This window comes from Ammoniphilus oxalaticus (genome assembly GCF_003609605.1).
Lineage (GTDB): Bacteria > Bacillota > Bacilli > Aneurinibacillales > RAOX-1 > Ammoniphilus > Ammoniphilus oxalaticus.
In genome coordinates this window covers 550,450-567,028 of the sequence record NZ_MCHY01000006.1, presented here as the reverse complement: position 1 = coordinate 567,028, position 16,579 = coordinate 550,450, and the positions used below count along the sequence as shown (strand labels likewise).

Annotated in this window: 23 protein-coding genes; 7 read left to right on the top strand and 16 right to left on the bottom strand. The window is 42.3% G+C overall.

Annotated elements, in window-relative coordinates; all coding sequences use genetic code 11:
- Window positions 1-210 precede the first annotated feature (210 nt).
- Together BEP19_RS04855 and BEP19_RS04850 are read left to right on the top strand one after the other, a co-directional pair.
- Window positions 211-1,437 (top strand): FprA family A-type flavoprotein, encoded by a 1,227-nt coding sequence (locus BEP19_RS04855; RefSeq protein WP_120188683.1) that lies wholly within the window; start codon window positions 211-213, stop codon window positions 1,435-1,437.
- 136 nt (window positions 1,438-1,573) lie between these two features.
- Window positions 1,574-2,281 (top strand): Crp/Fnr family transcriptional regulator, encoded by a 708-nt coding sequence (locus BEP19_RS04850; protein ID WP_245983346.1) that lies wholly within the window; start codon window positions 1,574-1,576, stop codon window positions 2,279-2,281.
- Between the two features lie 186 nt (window positions 2,282-2,467).
- Here the strand turns inward: BEP19_RS04850 and BEP19_RS04845 are convergent, their stop codons facing one another.
- Both BEP19_RS04845 and BEP19_RS17565 read right to left on the bottom strand, forming a co-directional pair.
- On the bottom strand, window positions 2,468-3,145 hold the full coding sequence (locus BEP19_RS04845; RefSeq protein ID WP_425452714.1) for a DUF3885 domain-containing protein: 678 nt from the start codon (window positions 3,143-3,145) through the stop codon (window positions 2,468-2,470).
- 21 nt (window positions 3,146-3,166) lie between these two features.
- On the bottom strand, window positions 3,167-3,310 hold the full coding sequence (locus tag BEP19_RS17565; RefSeq protein WP_170145266.1) for a MafI2 family immunity protein: 144 nt from the start codon (window positions 3,308-3,310) through the stop codon (window positions 3,167-3,169).
- A gap of 95 nt (window positions 3,311-3,405) precedes the next feature.
- Between BEP19_RS17565 and BEP19_RS04840 the strand changes: the two genes are divergently transcribed.
- Window positions 3,406-3,855 (top strand): hypothetical protein, encoded by a 450-nt coding sequence (locus BEP19_RS04840; RefSeq protein ID WP_120188681.1) that lies wholly within the window; start codon window positions 3,406-3,408, stop codon window positions 3,853-3,855.
- Between the two features lie 150 nt (window positions 3,856-4,005).
- On the opposite strand, the gene BEP19_RS04835 is transcribed toward BEP19_RS04840, so the two are convergent.
- The 4 genes from BEP19_RS04835 to BEP19_RS04820 form a co-directional block, all read right to left on the bottom strand.
- Window positions 4,006-5,457 carry an FMN-binding glutamate synthase family protein gene (locus BEP19_RS04835; protein WP_120188680.1) on the bottom strand — a complete coding sequence of 484 codons (1,452 nt, stop codon included), beginning with the start codon at window positions 5,455-5,457 and terminating at the stop codon, window positions 4,006-4,008.
- Between the two features lie 9 nt (window positions 5,458-5,466).
- The gene (locus tag BEP19_RS04830) at window positions 5,467-5,727 is read right to left on the bottom strand and encodes a hypothetical protein (RefSeq protein WP_120188679.1); all 261 of its coding nucleotides are present in this window, start codon (window positions 5,725-5,727) and stop codon (window positions 5,467-5,469) included.
- A gap of 110 nt (window positions 5,728-5,837) precedes the next feature.
- Window positions 5,838-6,149, bottom strand: a complete 312-nt coding sequence (locus BEP19_RS04825) for a hypothetical protein (RefSeq protein ID WP_245983345.1) — start codon at window positions 6,147-6,149, stop codon at window positions 5,838-5,840.
- Window positions 6,150-6,166: 17 nt separating this feature from the next.
- Complete coding sequence (locus BEP19_RS04820) at window positions 6,167-7,318, bottom strand: PstS family phosphate ABC transporter substrate-binding protein (protein ID WP_120188677.1); 1,152 nt, start codon at window positions 7,316-7,318, stop codon at window positions 6,167-6,169.
- Window positions 7,319-7,530: 212 nt separating this feature from the next.
- On the opposite strand from BEP19_RS04820, the gene BEP19_RS04815 reads away from it, so the two are divergent.
- Window positions 7,531-8,037, top strand: a complete 507-nt coding sequence (locus BEP19_RS04815) for an RNA polymerase sigma factor (protein WP_245983343.1) — start codon at window positions 7,531-7,533, stop codon at window positions 8,035-8,037.
- Complete coding sequence (locus BEP19_RS04810; RefSeq protein ID WP_120188675.1) at window positions 8,006-9,028, top strand: DUF4179 domain-containing protein; 1,023 nt, start codon at window positions 8,006-8,008, stop codon at window positions 9,026-9,028. The genes BEP19_RS04815 and BEP19_RS04810 overlap by 32 nt, the downstream gene beginning before the upstream one ends.
- A gap of 43 nt (window positions 9,029-9,071) precedes the next feature.
- Here the strand turns inward: BEP19_RS04810 and BEP19_RS04805 are convergent, their stop codons facing one another.
- Both BEP19_RS04805 and BEP19_RS04800 read right to left on the bottom strand, forming a co-directional pair.
- Window positions 9,072-9,956, bottom strand: coding sequence for a TIGR01777 family oxidoreductase (locus tag BEP19_RS04805; RefSeq protein ID WP_120188674.1), 885 nt, complete (start codon window positions 9,954-9,956; stop codon window positions 9,072-9,074).
- 10 nt (window positions 9,957-9,966) lie between these two features.
- A complete protein-coding gene (locus BEP19_RS04800) occupies window positions 9,967-10,287 on the bottom strand; it encodes a hypothetical protein (RefSeq protein WP_120188673.1) in 321 nt (106 codons plus the stop codon).
- A 216-nt stretch (window positions 10,288-10,503) separates the two neighbouring features.
- On the opposite strand from BEP19_RS04800, the gene BEP19_RS04795 reads away from it, so the two are divergent.
- The gene (locus BEP19_RS04795) at window positions 10,504-10,746 is read left to right on the top strand and encodes a hypothetical protein (RefSeq protein ID WP_120188672.1); all 243 of its coding nucleotides are present in this window, start codon (window positions 10,504-10,506) and stop codon (window positions 10,744-10,746) included.
- A gap of 99 nt (window positions 10,747-10,845) precedes the next feature.
- On the opposite strand, the gene BEP19_RS04790 is transcribed toward BEP19_RS04795, so the two are convergent.
- The 7 genes from BEP19_RS04790 to BEP19_RS17560 all read right to left on the bottom strand — a co-directional run bounded on the left by BEP19_RS04790 (window position 10,846) and on the right by BEP19_RS17560 (window position 14,865).
- A complete protein-coding gene (locus BEP19_RS04790) occupies window positions 10,846-11,463 on the bottom strand; it encodes a methyltransferase (RefSeq protein WP_120188671.1) in 618 nt (205 codons plus the stop codon).
- 73 nt (window positions 11,464-11,536) lie between these two features.
- On the bottom strand, window positions 11,537-11,719 hold the full coding sequence (locus tag BEP19_RS04785) for a hypothetical protein (RefSeq protein WP_120188670.1): 183 nt from the start codon (window positions 11,717-11,719) through the stop codon (window positions 11,537-11,539).
- Window positions 11,720-11,794: 75 nt separating this feature from the next.
- Window positions 11,795-12,571, bottom strand: a complete 777-nt coding sequence (locus tag BEP19_RS04780; RefSeq protein ID WP_120188669.1) for a DUF1189 domain-containing protein — start codon at window positions 12,569-12,571, stop codon at window positions 11,795-11,797.
- A gap of 83 nt (window positions 12,572-12,654) precedes the next feature.
- Window positions 12,655-13,272, bottom strand: a complete 618-nt coding sequence (locus BEP19_RS04775) for an RraA family protein (RefSeq protein WP_120188668.1) — start codon at window positions 13,270-13,272, stop codon at window positions 12,655-12,657.
- Window positions 13,273-13,294: 22 nt separating this feature from the next.
- Window positions 13,295-14,224 carry an NAD-dependent epimerase/dehydratase family protein gene (locus BEP19_RS04770; protein WP_120188667.1) on the bottom strand — a complete coding sequence of 310 codons (930 nt, stop codon included), beginning with the start codon at window positions 14,222-14,224 and terminating at the stop codon, window positions 13,295-13,297.
- 184 nt (window positions 14,225-14,408) lie between these two features.
- A complete protein-coding gene (locus tag BEP19_RS04765; protein ID WP_170145265.1) occupies window positions 14,409-14,594 on the bottom strand; it encodes a hypothetical protein in 186 nt (61 codons plus the stop codon).
- Between the two features lie 94 nt (window positions 14,595-14,688).
- Window positions 14,689-14,865, bottom strand: coding sequence for a hypothetical protein (locus BEP19_RS17560; RefSeq protein WP_170145264.1), 177 nt, complete (start codon window positions 14,863-14,865; stop codon window positions 14,689-14,691).
- A gap of 293 nt (window positions 14,866-15,158) precedes the next feature.
- Between BEP19_RS17560 and BEP19_RS04760 the strand changes: the two genes are divergently transcribed.
- Window positions 15,159-15,932, top strand: coding sequence for a YheC/YheD family protein (locus BEP19_RS04760; protein WP_120188665.1), 774 nt, complete (start codon window positions 15,159-15,161; stop codon window positions 15,930-15,932).
- Here the strand turns inward: BEP19_RS04760 and BEP19_RS04755 are convergent.
- Window positions 15,929-16,474 (bottom strand): DUF7010 family protein, encoded by a 546-nt coding sequence (locus BEP19_RS04755; RefSeq protein WP_120188664.1) that lies wholly within the window; start codon window positions 16,472-16,474, stop codon window positions 15,929-15,931. The two genes, BEP19_RS04760 and BEP19_RS04755, sit on opposite strands and share 4 nt — an antisense overlap.
- Window positions 16,475-16,579 lie beyond the last annotated feature (105 nt).

Here is a 16,579-nt window from a genome sequence, read left to right as displayed (position 1 = left end):
AGCCAACCAACGAGCCCGACAAGGATAGGAATAACATTCAGTGGAAAATAGAAGTTGATACTCAGTTCCCCTCGCCCCCCTTTTCATCCATTCAATTGAGAATGATAATCATTTTTCAAAATGTGATTCAAATCCTCTTCTTATTGTCCAATATCTCGTAAACTAGGGTCAACAGCAAAACAAAACACAAAGAAATGAGGTTGATGAAAGATGATGAAGCACGAACAACTAGCCGAATACGTTTACTGGATTGGAAAAATAGATGATCGTGAAGTTCCTTTTCACCGCTTAGTTCTAACAAAAGGCACAACCTACAACGCCTACCTATTAAAAACAGATAAACCCACTTTGATCGATACCGTTGATTTTCAGTTCGCCAAAGAATTCGTCAATCACCTTAGTCAGTTAATCGATCCAAAAGAGATTCAATATATTGTCGTGAACCACACCGAACCCGATCACTCCGGCGGAATCGCCGCATTGGCGCATCGCGCTCCAGACGCAACTTTCGTTTGCACCGAAATGGCCGTGGACGAGCTCAAAGAAATGTACAGATTGCAAAACAGACAATTTTTAGTGGTCGAAGATGGGGATACACTTGATATCGGCGGAAAAACATTGAAATTCAAAGAAACGCCGTACCTTCATACCGAAGAAACGATGATTACGTACTCAATCGAAGACAAAATTTTGTTCCCGTGCGATATTTTTAGCACTCACATAGCAATTGAAGAACTTTACAATGATGAGGTGGACATGACCGATGATTTCCTCGGCTATTACCAAGCGATTATTCACCCGCATCGACGTTATGTTAAAACATTAATGGAAGCAATGGAAGAACTTGATGTGCAATTGATCGCTCCTTCTCACGGGTATCTCATTCGTAAAGACGTTGAAAAATTCGTAAATCTGTACGCGGAAATGAGCGCGGATAGCGACTGCAACAAAAAAGTGACCATTATCTATACAACGATTCGTAACAATACGAGAAAAATCGCCCACATTATGCAGGAAAAATTGGAAGAATACAATATCGAAGTGGCCGTCTTTAACGCGGACCGAGCAGACCATGACGAAATTTTAGATTGTGTCGCTGAGGCGGATGCTGTGTTTATCGGAAGTTCAACCAAATACGCGGACTTGATCGGCGGTTTAGAAGATGTCCTGAAAAAATTAAAAGAGATAAATCTCGAAGGTAAAATTGCAGCCGCGTTTGGTTCTTATGGCTGGAGCGGCGAGGCGATCGAGGTTATCCAGGATTACCTAAAAGAAACGAACATGAATGTGCAAACAACCGCCCAAATTATTAAAACAACAGGAATGACCGACGTCGAGTTTCCGATCCGCATCCGCTTTTCACCGAACGACAATCAAGTGAAAAAAATTGAAGACTCCGCATCCTACGTCGCTGATCTATTACGCAGCACCATCTAATAAAGGATGTCCCAGATAATGCCATCAAGCTTCGCTTTTTGGCATTTTCTATTGGTTTGTGATGCAGCTCACTTTCAAGCGCATCCTCCTCACGTATAGTGGAATTATACAATATAAAAGCGGGTGGTGAGTCCTAGTGAAAGAACAACCATGTACATGCCTCCCTATCTCTCCTTGTCCAAAAAAAGTCCCCATTTTTAGCTCTCTATCTGATGAAGAGATTGCAAAAGTCGCGAAAATGAGCAGCCATCAACGTTTTGCAAAAGGGGAAGCATTAATCCACGAGGGAGAAACGGCGGACACGCTATTTATCATTAATCATGGCCAAGTAAAGCTATTAAAGCTAACGATCGACGGGAAAGAACAAATTCTCAACATTTTAACGAGCGGTGATTTTTTTGGCGAAAGCCATTTATTTGCGACGAACATGATAAACAATTTTAGTGTGTACGCGATTGACGATACAGAAATTTGCTTACTTACAAAACAAGATTTCGATCTGTTGTTGAAAGATAATCCAGACATTGCGATCAAACTTTTATCTGTTTTAACGAATCGCTTGGTCCACATCGAAAACCTGGCCCAAAATTTAGCAACCAAAGATCCAAGCGCCCGCATTGTCCAGATCATTTTGCAGTTCTGTGAGAAATTTGGAAAAAGGAAAAACGGTGAGATTGAAATCGATCTCCCTTTATCCCGTGAGGAAATCGCCAGTTACGCTGGGGTCACACGAGAAACAATTAGCCGAAAATTGAGGATGTTTGAGGACTTAGGGCTCATCACCGCCATTGGCAACAAACGCTTAATCGTCAAAGACGAAACGGCCCTGCGTGAATTCATTTAATCCAAACAATAGGTGCCGCGGGGGCCGAGGTGCGGGGGGCCCCACCGACTCGGAACAGAATCTGGGGAATCGGATTTAAGCGGAGATTCTCCTGCTATTTCGCAAACTCACACAAATGAGATTCGTTTCCGATCGACGGTCGGATTTAATATAGAGACGAATCCCCCCATCCAGAGCCGCCCGATCCTAAACATCATCAAATAGTCGTTCAGCCCTCTCCCGATCATACTCACTAATTAAGTCACGATATTTTTCATAGATTGGTCGAATGCGCTCTTTTTCCGTTGCAACCACTTCACAGCCTCGATCATCGTAAATAAACAAGATCACATTTTTCGTGGCATTAACAAAAAATACGTCGGGATAATATAAAAAGTATTTTGCCGAAAATCTCGGTCTTAGCGATGGAAAATCCTCATTACAAGCCGCCTGCGCGATTCGTCTGTAATCAAGATCATATTTACGACATTTTAATGAATAACGAGACGTATAGTATTGATTTGCATCGTCTTCATCAGGAAATACATAAGGTAAACTCTCAAGCATGACATTAAACTTAAGACTTTTATTTTTCACAAAACGATCGTAAATGTTCGGACGGCCCCTCTTTCTACTGCTCTTGCTCGCGTATACATTGGTAACAAGATAGACTTCGTCCTTCTCCCCAAAAAGTTCGTTAAAAATCGAGATCGCCTGAGTATACACACACCTAAACCGATTCATGTTTAGCTCGCCGTCATCCGTAAACTGATACATTCCTTCCGCCGCTAGTTCAAAATGAATCCCTATGTCCCATTGATGATACAGACTCGGCCTCAAGATTAAACCGGGGAAAAAGGTAGCTATGTATTCCTTAATTTTCACAGTCATAAACTCCCTCTAACACTAGTATCTGATTGGCTCCCACCTAATAAATGCCCATTCATCTAACGAATCAAACTCCAATGGATCGGGATGAAACACATATTTTTCATCGACCCAATTAATATGGGGGAAATCTACGATCACTTCTGTACAGACTATACTCAACGCTTCATTCCTCCCCTGTTTCTACCACAAAATACAAATTTTATGCTAAAATAGAAGTATAGTGCGAACACATCACAACCTAGGAGGAAGATACTATGTTGCGAAGGGGCAAGTTATCAGCCGTTATCATCATTTCCTTTGCTTTACCTCTTATTGTAAACGCTTCCACAAATTCAGCTACTGCTTCGTCGATTTACACCGATCCTACTCTCAATCAACCGCTTGCGCAACAACTCACCTATTTTGCCACTTTCCAAACTTCCAATAATCATCTTCACGAGCATTTTTTCAATACTCACGCAACAAACATAGAATTAGCAATAAGGCAATTCAACAAATCAACCATCGTCGGCCCCAATTATAAAAATCAACTTTTACAGACAACAACGATCGCCGCGCCGATGATTATAACGGAATACCCAAAAAAATCTGATTATGCCGCCGCGATTAGTCTCCGTTCTCGCCCGTTGAAATCAATCAAAAACTTTTTTGGAAAAATCATCACTTCACCCTTCAAGTTACTCCAAAACCGAACCAAAGACTAACCGCTTTTTATTAGCTAAATATCTCTGGACAGGAAAATAGAGTGAAGGAATTTATCCTGTTGCACAAGGTAAATCAATGAAATAAGTACTAAAAAAAGCCTCAGGACGGAAAAAAGGTCCCGAGGCTTTCAAACTCCTGAAAAAGAGGGTTTAATTTAAATGTTGTTCCTCCTGCTGCCGTGTAGTTGATGGTGGTTCATGCGCAGGCATGTTCATCTTATTCGCATGCTGCGTTAAATGAAATTGATTAAAAAAAGCTTGTTGGTCATCCGGGGATACATAACCGAGCTCAATCCCGCTTGCGATTGACAGAAATGGGTCCAGGGTGCACATATCTGCTTGCGAAACGTCTGTTAAACTCGTTCTGCCAAGAGAATAACAGACTTGCTCCATCTCTTTCGTCATCGCGTTCAACAAATTAAAGACATTTTTTGCCCCTCTGTCAATGTCTAACGCGTCCGTGATCTTAGCGTTGTAAACGACTAAACTGGTTGGCGGCTCGAATGGGAGGGTTTTTGTCATTTGGTCGCCAACTAACGCCATCATCACGGCTGTGCCTAAATAAACAGCATCTGCCCCAAGCGCCATCGCTTTTAAACAGTCGCCAGGTGTGACTAGCCCCCCTGTTGCGATTAGGCTAATCTCCCCTTTTAATCCTTGACGGGCTAAAAACTTAGATGCTCTTGATACAGCGAATAAAGTAGGCAGCCCCAAATCATCTTCTAGCGTTGGGGGCGAAGCATGCGTGCCGCCTTCTGCTCCGTCAACCGTGATGAAATCGACGCCAGCTTCAACCGCTATTTGCAATTCCTTTTCCAAATGGTGGGTCGCCGCTATTTTCAGACCGACTGGGACACCGGTGTCCGCTTTTAACTCTTGGACAAGGGCGATAAATTGTTCCTTCGTATCGACGCCGGGTAATCGCGAGCGAATTTGAGAGTCCTCACCTTCGCGCAGTCCATATACTTCGCGATAGTCTTCACCGATGTTTTTGGCGGCGGTCCGTTGCGGAGTTGATCCTTGCGCTCCTTGTCCCAATTGAATTTCAATTGCGTCAAGTTGCTTGTATTTTTCCGGAGTGTTTAGCCAGCCGCCGCGGTTATATTGGCCGATTAAGACATGAGCCGCTTCTCTTTCTTCTCTCATCAACCCCGCTTCTCCCGTGTTCGTCGCCGTTCCAATCATCGATGCCGCTTTCGCCAATGAAATTTTAGCGCTTTTGCTTAACGCTCCGCCAAAAGACATCCCCGCGATCATTAACGGAATAGACAGCGTTAACGGCTTTTTTGCATTTTTACCGATCGTTACGGAGGTGGAAATCGAAACATCTTCCGGCGTTGGAAATCTGTCTAGATGGACAGGATTAAACAACAACTTCTCCCAAGGAGAAAAACGGATATGGCTACCCAGCGGTCTGCCAGGCGGAACCCCTTTTGCCGAACGCATCACAATTTCCATCAGGTTGATCGGACCCACCTTTTTAGCGATCGGTACCATTTCAAACAGATTTTCTGTATATTGATCCCGCGCAATCCGCTCGATCGCTTTATCCACAACCTCGTTTGCAATTTTTCTTGTCAGATTACTAAATATATTTAGCATCGATATCACCTAATGAAGAGATGACGTTTTTTGTATTTCATCTAGCTTTTGACTCATTGCAAGGCAAATCTGTTTAATCTCTCCTAATTGACGCGCAGCGCTTTGTTCTTCCACGGCCATTTGATTTAATTTATCATCACCCATATTGGTCAGATCTTTGACGTGCTGGTCCTCAATCGTTGATAACGTGCCTGCAATCGTTTGAATCCGATTTAACTCAGATTGAAAATACTGATAAGTTTGGTTTAAATCCCGCTTATTCTGTTCCATCTCATCTTCCACCTTTACCATGTATTTAACAATACATAGTATGGTTATATTTGAGTGTCTTTATCAGCCATGAAAAATATTGTTGTCGTAAAATAATGCGGGTGTAAATCTTAGGGTCGCATTCCCAAAAGCATACCCGAAAAGATGAAGCCTACAGGAAGGGTCGCCCAAAGCAAAATATTAATGAATATAATTTCTGGGTAGGAGGTGTTTTGTAACTTTTGCTTGTAACAGTACCCCCATACGAACAAAGCGCCTACAGTCCATACGGGCAAAATCAAAAAGAATTGCGGGGTTACGTACGTTTTTCCTGTGACATTTTCACCAATTCCTCCACCTGCTAAAAACAGTGAGACAAAGAATGTAAAGAAACCACACAAAACAACATTTCCTATAACTAAAAATGGTTTCAAATTAAACATCCCTTCCTTCTCAGATACTACTTTCCAGACGCGCTGACATAGCCCGTTTCTTCCACAACTGTTTGACCTTGCTCAGATAAAATCCACTCGATGAACGATTCAAGATGGGGATTATCGCTACCCGCGGTCACAATATAAAAATCTGAAGTAATTGGATACGTACCGTCGCGAATCGTTTCTTTCGTCGGCGGAACCCCATTTACAGCGATATTACGAATCGCTCCATTTTGGACCATTTGTTCCGAAAAGTAACGGAAAGAATACCCAATTGCATTTTCTTTGTTCTGGTATTCCGCAACTTGATCGATAATTCCGCCCATCCCCGCGGCGACACGTTCGGTGCTTGGCTTCATGATCGGTTCATCTCCCATAAACCGAATGAGCGCTTGCTGACTGCCGCTTTCTTCTGGCCGCTGAAAAGCTTCGATCGCCCCATTTCCTCCGCCAACTTCTTTCCAATTTCGGATGTTACCCGAGTAAATTCCTCTGATCTGTTCGACCGTTAACGTATCGACGTTGTTATTGACATGCGTGAAAAAGACAAAAGCTTCTTTGCCGAACGGGACCATTTTCAATTCTTTTCCTCGTTCCTTCGCTAGTTCTATGTACTTCTTTGAAGGCTCCGGAACGAATATGAGATCGACTTCGTCACGTAATAAGCGTTCATACGCATGCGATGTTTGAGTCGAAACGACCGCGCTGTCGTAAGGGTTGTATTCTTTTTCTGGGTAAACCGCTTGCGCAAAACCCGCAAACACGGGGTATAACGCTGTTGACCCGTCTAGTCGCGGGGGATTGTCTTTAATTTTAAAAGTTGGTTCCTCTTGCAAACGGACCGCTCGGCTATTCGGATGATTCGGAGTATACTGGCTTAAATCGACATCCTGCCTGCTCATAATCTGCAAATCTTCGATTCGCTTTTGATTGATTTTATAGCCCCCGACACTGATCACACTCAAGCTAATAAAAGAAACCAAACCCCACTTAAACCACTTTTTATTCGCTTGCCCCCAAATGACTAAATTTGAAAAAATCGCGATGATCACAGAAACAGTAACCACAAATGGCATAAAAAAAGGCGCGTCCTGCGAAAAAGCCGCAAAAAACATAGCAATAAAACCTGCGAATGCAATACCGCCTGTTATTAAAATCGAACTAAAAACCTTCATCCGCTCTTCCCCTTCCTTCTCTCTATCCCTATTGTAACGCTCTCTCTCCTCTGCTGGCAGTACCTATTTTGGTTAGTACCTACCCGCTACGATGATTCTCATTTATACTTTGTAAAGCTAATGGATCACAATGAGTCACAAAAATAAAAACTTCTTATAGAATGGGACATTTCGCGATACAGAATCGTGTTGTATATAGAGGAGGTGGGAACGTGACGGATCATGAGCTAGCTGAAATATATGAACGCAACGTGAACATTGTCTACAAAATATGCTATATCTACCTAAAAAATAAGGCTGACACGGAAGACGCTGTTCAATCCGTATTTCTCAAAATGGCGCAATCGCCCGTCAATTTTAACAGTTACGAACACGAAAAAGCCTGGTTAATAACGACAGCGAGAAACCACTGCAAGGATCAGCTTAAATCTTGGTGGAAACGAAAAAGGGTTGATTTTGAAAACCTGCCAGAAATCGCCGCATGGGATGAAAAGAATGAGACAAAAGAAATGATAGGAAAGCTTTTTACGCTTTCAGAAAAATATCGGGTCGTGTTATATCTGTACTATTTCGAGGATTATTCAACGAAGGAAATTGCCGAGCTGTTAGGGCGCAACGAAAGCACGATACGAACCCAACTCGTCCGAGGTCGCGAAAGACTTAAACATGATTTAGGAGGTACTCGATTTGGACAAAGAGATTGTCAACAAAATATCTGAAGAGCTAGACCCGACAGATAAACAAAAGAAACGAATGTTCAATCAGATCTTAGTTAACAGACAAAATAAGCAGACAAAACCATCGCCAACACGATTAAAGCCTAAATTAGTTGCAGCCTTAATCGCTTGCTGTTTGATTACAACGACAGCCATCGCCGCTACCTTTATTGGTTTAGATACGAAGTTTCTTAATTTCTTGAACCCTTCCAGTGAGCAACAAATTAAGCATTTAGCAAACGGCGCTTCCACAGTGGAGAAGAAAATAAAGAACAAAAATGGGACACTGCATATTAACCAGGTCATTGGCGACAGCAATCTCGTGTACATTCTAATGGATTTCACCGCCCCAGAGGGGACTGTTTTAGACAAAGCGCGTTATCGGTTTGAAGACTCAGACATTCGTTCTATACAAGGTTTTCAAGGGATCGGATTCACTAAATTAGACGACAAACATGCCGAGGATAATCAAATAAGCATGATGATGAGACTGAAAACGAGGGAATCTTTAATGGGACAAAAAATTAAGTTAAAACTTTCCGATCTACAAGCAGCAGATCCATTTCCGGGTATTTTTAAAACCGTCATACCCGGTGAATGGAAAACATCGTTTACGTTAGATTTTAAAGATTATTCAACTGTCTACGACTTGGACAAACCGATCACGCTGTTTGATCATGCAGCGACACTTAAGAGCGTTTCTATATCGCCTATCTCTGTAACGATCATCGTTGAGACTCCATTTGTAGAGGAAATCAGCAAAGCTCACGGATGGATGGAAGAGGTTGGGCTAGATGAGTACTTGGACAATTTACCCATCACAATAAACTATACAGACGGAAGCTCAGAAACGACGACGATTTTCAATGGAATGTACGTCGCGGATACATTAAAAGAAGAATTGTTTATCATGAAAACTTTTGAAAATGTTATTAACGATAAGGAAATCGAATCGATCGTGTTCTTTGACACAGTGATACCTGTCGATCAATAAAAAAATCGTTCCTGCTAACCGAAGCGGGAGCGATTTTTTATCGTTAAGTTAAAATATTCTCCAACGTATCTCGAAGCGAGCGAAACCTAAACGCATACCCCGCCTGTTCCAATCGCTTCGGCAAGACCCAGCGACTTTTGAGGACTAATTCGGTTTCTGTTTTGATCAGGACGGCCCCTAGTTCTAACATCCATTTCGGAGCGGGTAATCCGATTGGAACGTTCATCGCCTGGCGAAACTGCCGCATTAATTCGCGATTGCTAACAGGTTTGGGCGCGGAACAATTAAACACACCATCCAAGTCCTCTCTTTCTTCGAGAAAGCGGACAATCTGAAACAAATCTTCCACATGGATCCAACTAAACATTTGAGTGCCTGGACCTTGTGGTCCACCGAGTCCAAATCGCGTTAAATTTATGTAAGGGGTCATCACGCCGCCACCTGGGCCTAACACGATCGCGATTCGCAAGGCGATTTGTCTTGTTTGCGGCAAATTAAAATCAAAAAAACACTCTTCCCACGTTTTTGCCACTTCGACCGAAAAACCAGTCCCGATTTCCCCTTCTTCTTCTGTCATCGGGCGATCTTCGGCGTGACGATAAATCGTTGCTGTGCTTGAATTGATCCACAGGTTAGGCGGGTTTTCGCATTTTAAAATCGACTCGCCAAGTAGCGTCGTCGTTCGAGTGCGGGAGTCGATAATTTCGCGCTTGTTCGCTTCATTATATCGACAATTAACCGATTTTCCGGCAAGGTTAATCAAGATTTGCGCATTTTCCAACGCTTCGATGATCCCAGCCTGATCGTCCCAAGGAATATAGGGTGACTGTCTCGAAATAATTTTGACCTCATATCCTAATTCCTCAAATCTTTCTTCAAAATAGTTTCCGATGAATCCTGTGCCGCCCGCTATCACTACTTTTTCCATCGTAATCCCCCTATTCTCGATTGGGTGTCTTATATCGATACATCGCGTGATCCGCTTTCACCTTACGAATCGCAAGTGATAATGGTAAGCCACGACCGAGCCAACGCAGCGCCGATAAAATGTTCGCCTCATCTTCAAATTGTTCAACGACAACCACGGTCTGTTCATTGATATATCGTTTCAGTTGATCCCAACCCATCGCGGAATAAGAATCGCTGCCATATGTTTTTAGGGCAACGAGGTCAGCAAATTGGGGATCCTTCATCCTAATCAGTCGCTTGATCGCTTCGGCGCATTGAGGATGGATAGTTGAATTTAATTTTGAACTCATAAAAATGACTTTACTCCTTGTTATTATAATGGAAACAGTCCACTCTATCATAAACGATACAGATTCCATCGGCTACAACGATGCGTATTGAACAACACATTCCATTCTATTCCTCTTTCCTACACGCGTAAAACTGAATGGCTTGGACATAATACCAAGTGAGGTCGGCGTTTAAAGATCGAACGCTTTCCTAAATACAGTGTAGGAGTGAGTTGAATGGCAGACAACAAGATCAATCGTAATCGGAACCGCGCTCTAAAGCCAAATGAGGCAAACGAAGATGATTTCGATACAACCGAAGCCATCGGTACAGCCGGCGGCGCTGTTGCAGGCGCAGCTGCTGGCTCGATCTTCGGTCCGCTTGGAACTGTTGCGGGAGCGATAGCTGGAGGAATGATCGGCAATAAAGCTGGCGACGCAATCGACGGTGAAGATGCCGAAGAGGATCCGGCGAAATAACATTCACTCATTCTCACACCGAAAACCCGGTCTTCATTTGAAGGCTGGGTTTTTCCATAAAGATGAATTTAGACGGGAGGAAAGCAATAAAAACCGTCTTTATATGCAGAATGAATCCAACGTATAAATTGAGAACCGCTCATAGGGGCTATGTTCATACACCCCTTTTAAAACAACTTCTTCCTTTAGCGCAAATGGAGTATTATTTTCTAAGAAGTAAGTATAGTCCTCCGAAGGATAGTACAAAAGAAGTTCAAGTTCCCTCGGCATGGCTTCATACGAAAGCAAAATATTTTGAACAACCTTCATAAAGATTTGAATAGAAAAAGGGTTGAAGAAATAAAAACGATTATCAGCGGGATGAATTGAATAGAGTTCCGCCAAACCACAATGAAACTCAATTCGGTTTTTGCCTGATCGATACTTTTTCGTGTAGTTTGTGTAATTTCCCAAAGCATCTCGGTAAAATCCCTCGTTCATTTCAACACCGATCACCGATGCCTTAAAAAGATAATGGATATAAAAGTTCAAACGTCCTTTTCCACTCCCAAAATCCACGATTCGATCACTTGGGTTCAGTTTATATGTTTCAAAAAGAGCGTGAAGCGCGTAGTAAGGAGTCGGTTCATAACGATGGTAGTGCAAAGAGTGATCGAACCCTTTTTGCGCGCCGACCGTCCTAATATTTAGTAATCGATCATAGTCATGTTCTTCCATGGCAATTCCCCTATCCTTCTATCCTCAACTTCTCATCCATTTTAACATGTTTTCGGAAATTCGCGCCCATATTTTAATCCTCATCATTTTCCTTCTTCGGTTGATTGACATTGATGTCCACATCGACATTGACCTTTTCATTCTCATCCATGTTCACATCAATGTTTACGTCAATATCGACTTTTTCATCTTCAGCATCATATTCTATGGGAACAATTAATCGTTTTTGAATGAATGACCGCGCTTTACTTCTCATCTGGTCCACCTCTTTTTTCCTAAAATTCATACTGTCGTAGCTTTAGGATTTCCGATTATATTATTGTCATTCACTCTATTCGATATAAACGCCATCTCCTGAATCTGCTGTCTTTGCCATTCGATCGATTTCAAACAACGCTAATGCGATGTATACCGCTGCCGTAATGTAGAATACAAGACCAGACAAGTTTATTCCGATGTAAGGCAACAGCCGATCTAACAGGATGGGGAGTGTCAACGCGTAAATACTAAATTTATAGATTGTCGAAAATGTGATGTTCACTTTTAATATCAAACGGAACAACAAACCGACCAATGAGATCCAAAACGCATTGACGAGATAAGCAAAGAATGTAAACAGGAAAATGATGACGCCGAGCAACAAATAGATTACATTGACATAAGGCAACCAAGACATCACAGTATCTTTCGTAAGTGAAAGTGAACTGAACCTAGAAAAATGAAATTCCTCAAACCGATGCTCACTTTCTTTATTAATCACTCTGTCGCTTAAAATGAGCGCGCCCGAACGAAACGAATTAAGGTGTTCTTTTTGTGTGCTCCCTGACGTATCCACCATCACAATACTGGTGAGGTCTTTATGTAGGATGATGGGCATCGGTCCAGCCACTTCTAAATGACCCTCATGAAATGTAAAATCAGGGATCTGTTCTTTAAAGATCTTTATTTCTTTGTTTAGTGTTTGGTATAGACTAGCAAAACTGAGAAACCACGCAATAATCGATAGGATTACTAAATAAAGAAAGATTTTTGAAAAGCGTTGCGTTGAAAGTTGCTCGTACTTTTTTATATTAACGATACTAAATTTCACCTGTTGGAAAAAACCCATGATTCTCCCTCGCCCCTTTTGCTAAGCAATAAAAAAAAGAGCGGCAATTCATGCCGCTTTATTCCGAGTCATTTATTCGTTCTTTATTTCCCTTGAACCATACTATCTAAATAGTTGATGATCTCTTCGCGACTCGCCAACACTTTCTTAGAGCGCTGATCGTCTGATTCTATTTTTTCCAACGCTTTCTTGAGCACTTCTTGTTCGATCGTCTGTGGCACAACAACGACCCCATCCGCATCGGCAACGATTAAATCACCTGGATGAACTGTCACGCCTCCGCAAGAGATTGGCACATTGATTTCGCCCATACCTTCTTTTCCGCTCGCGGCTAACGTTGTTCCTCTGCAAAAAACGGGAAAGTTTAGCGCCTTAATGTCCTCCACATCTCGCACAACCCCATCGCCAACGAGCGCTTTAATTCCTAACGTTTGGGCCATCTCAACCATAAAGTCGCCTGCAAATGCCCGATATGTATCCCCTTTTGCATCAATCACAACGACATCGCCCGCTTTTGCCTCTCGTAACGCTTTCAAAAAAACGAGGTTATCGCCAGCAGGCATCTTGACTGTAAATGCGCGTCCCACTACTTTATATTCCGATTTTAACGGCTTGATCGCTGAATCCAAGTTGTTCATTCCTTGCATCGCATCAGAAACAGCGGTTGCTTCTATTTTTGCAAACTGATCTATGATACTCATTCTTCCATTCCTCCTAAGCTAATTATAACTTCTCTCTTACTTTCGCCACACACGCTTCCAACGCCACTCCCAAATGTTTGATTGCTTGCTCATTTGTGAGATGGCTTTGATAGCCGAGCATTCGTTCCGCTTTTTCCGTACTGAAATTCCAATCGTCGGTTAAAAACTGGCCTTCTGTCCAATCTTTCGGATCGATCGCAACCACTTTTGCATCGGGGTTAGCTTTGCTAACGATTATATCCGCCAATTGCTCCCATGTTAAGTAGATTGTGGCTAGATTAAACATTTCACCTTTTGGCTTCTTCTCAAAAATACGTTCCAATCCACTAATAAAATCATCCAGTTGCAGAAAGCTGCCGCCGCAATCCTTCGGTACGTCAATCTTGCCCTTTTGAATCGCATCTTTGACCATCCCACGCAAATACCTGCCGCCGATCTCATGTCCATACGCGTACCAAATCATAATTGTATTGGCCGCTAACCCATGTTCCGATGCGTAGATTTCCGTCAACTTCTCCGTCGCTTGCTTTGCAAGGGCATACATCGGATTTCGCGATTGTTCGACCAAACGCGGATGCGTTTCATCGACAGGACTCACTTGTGGTTTCCCATATGTAACCGCTGTACTCGTATTTACGACATGCTCGATCCCATGTTCAACAGCAGCATCCAGCAAGTGAATATATCCTTTTACGTCGATATCAAAAAGATCAAGTGAATTTGGCGAGAAACTCCACGCAAGGTGAACAATCGCGTCCATCCCTTTGGTGATCTCAAACACTAAATCTCGATCTGAAATATCGCCGACGATCGTTTCGACATTTGCTAGATTTATTTGATCGAGTTCTTCCGCATCACGGTCCACCACGCGTAGCTGATGTCCCTTTTCCGATAATACCTCCACGACATGTTTGCCAATGTTCCCGCAACCGCCCGTAATCAGTATCTTCATCCGTTTCCCTCCTTCGTGACCCATTATTTGCATTGTAGGATGAGTTCGTCCGATCGTCAAACGAACGGTGAAGTTATCGGTAATTTGCTTTGCTCATTAAACTTCCATATATGTATACAGTTCATCTAACAAATTTTGAATATCATCAATTAAATGATCAATCTCGATATCTGTGTAGCGTTCCTTATTTTTTCAACAAGTTATCTACCCCTTCTAGGAATAGGCTTATTGGGACGACGCAAACAATACATACAATCCGAATCACCACACTTCTCTTCCGTCCAGGCATTGCAAAGCGCGCAAAAGTAAGTATCGTATTCTTCGAAATAGAAAAGATTTGCATTACAACGTAGACATCGTTGTTCTTCATCTATAAATCCCTCTATTTCAAAACCATTTATAATTACAGTCGATTCTGTTTCCTCAATTTTCATCCTATCCCTCGCTGTTATTTCATATCGATTTTAATTATCTAAATCATCATCCAGAAAGGATTTTTTGCTCTCCTTAACGTCCAGCTGTCCAAGATGCCGCCCAATGACTGAACTATTGATTCCCCGCCTGACCGCTGTTTCAATTACAATATAGAGGATGAACATCCCGATACCATAAATGACTATGTATGAGAGTAGATTATCCATCTTAAAAACCTCCTTATCTCCCGTATTTTAAGGTAGGCTACTATACAATTTCGGTACTATTGTTTGTATGAGGGACCAAAATGAGAATCAGCGGTCAAGGACCCTTTCCTTTGCAGTCTGTCAAGTTTGATTTATGGAAGGGTGGTCCAGTTTAAGTGGACTTGCGACAACTATCTCGGACCAACAAGCATCCGATCTAGTCATCTCACCATTTTCAAACGAATCCAACCCTTTTTAACGATTAAAAAATAGAATGATGATATGCGGTAAAAAATTGAAAGCCAGGTGAGTCCATGTCTAAAAACTATGATAGCAAACGAATCAAGGGCAAGCTTCGCGTGTACGAGTATCTTCGGTCCAACAAAGGGTTACAATCCTATCTCCCCTATACTGTTGGCTTTAGCGAGAAAGCGTTAATCCGAACAACATCCCAATATCGATTATTGTACGTAAAGCCGAATCAAGGAACACATGGCAAAGGAGTCATGCAATTAAAGAGGGGAAGGGATTCCAACAAAATAACCGTTCGCTCCACATCTTCCAAGAAAACCTTTTCAAATTCAAGCAAGCTCTATGCCTACTTAAAGAAAGAAGCAAGCAGCCGACGAATGCTCATTCAAAAAGGGATTGAGCTAGAAAAGACGAATGGAAACCCTTATTATATTCGGGCGATGGTCCAGCGTAAACCGAGCGGAAAGTGGGTCTGTACGGGAATGTTTACAAAAGTGGCTCCACCGAAGAAAATTGTGACGAACTATTACCAAGGCGGTAAAATTGTTTTGCTCAATCGTGTTTTTCAACAACTTAACTTAACAAACAAACAAAAGAAAGCAAGGCTTCGTCTTTTATCTCGTGTTTCATTACAAGTAGCGAACACCCTCTCCGCTCGCCAACGTGGAATGTATGAAATGGGGATTGACTTCGCCTTTGATCGGATGGGAAGATTATGGATCATAGAAGTAAATACGCGTCGACCACAATTTTATCCACTTAAAAGGATATGTCCTACGATGTATAAAAAGATGTTGTCATACGCGAAGAGTTATGGTAGAAAATCCGCGTACTAGCGAACAAATTTCGCCTTCCCCTTATAATCAGCATAAAGCCATCCGCTTAAAATAAGCAGAAAAACAACCATAAAACATGGAACAACCCACAATGTCTGTTGATTCAAATTCCAGCCGATCAAAATCAGCGCAACCGAAAAAATCGGAGCCAAAATATAATACGCTTTCGCTTGATACAACCAACCAAATGGGAAAAAGTGCGCTGCAGTAATAACAGCAAAAAAAAGAACCATCTGTTCGGCGCTATGAGCGAACGCCCAAAACACCAACGGGAAATATAGTAATTGAGCCAGATTAAAAATGAGGCCGAGCTGGTTTAGCGGATGTTCATCTATCTTCCATTTAGCCCTCAAGAACTTTGCAAAGCCCAGCGCGAATGGGAACATCAATCCAGTCGCATATAGCATGCCAATATTTTTTGTTTTAATCGGCAGGTCCTGTAAATAGAGCGCGGTAATGACCATCCATACGAGGACCCCCGCGCATAAAAAAGGCAACCCGTTCTTCGTCTCGATAGATATTTCTTTTTGCAAACTTTTCATACTCAACCGATCGCCACCCCTTTCTCTATTCCCCATATTATATAATGTAAGTAAGTGAATCGCCTCAGTCGATTGTCCCATCTTAACATGAAACCAAAAGGAGTT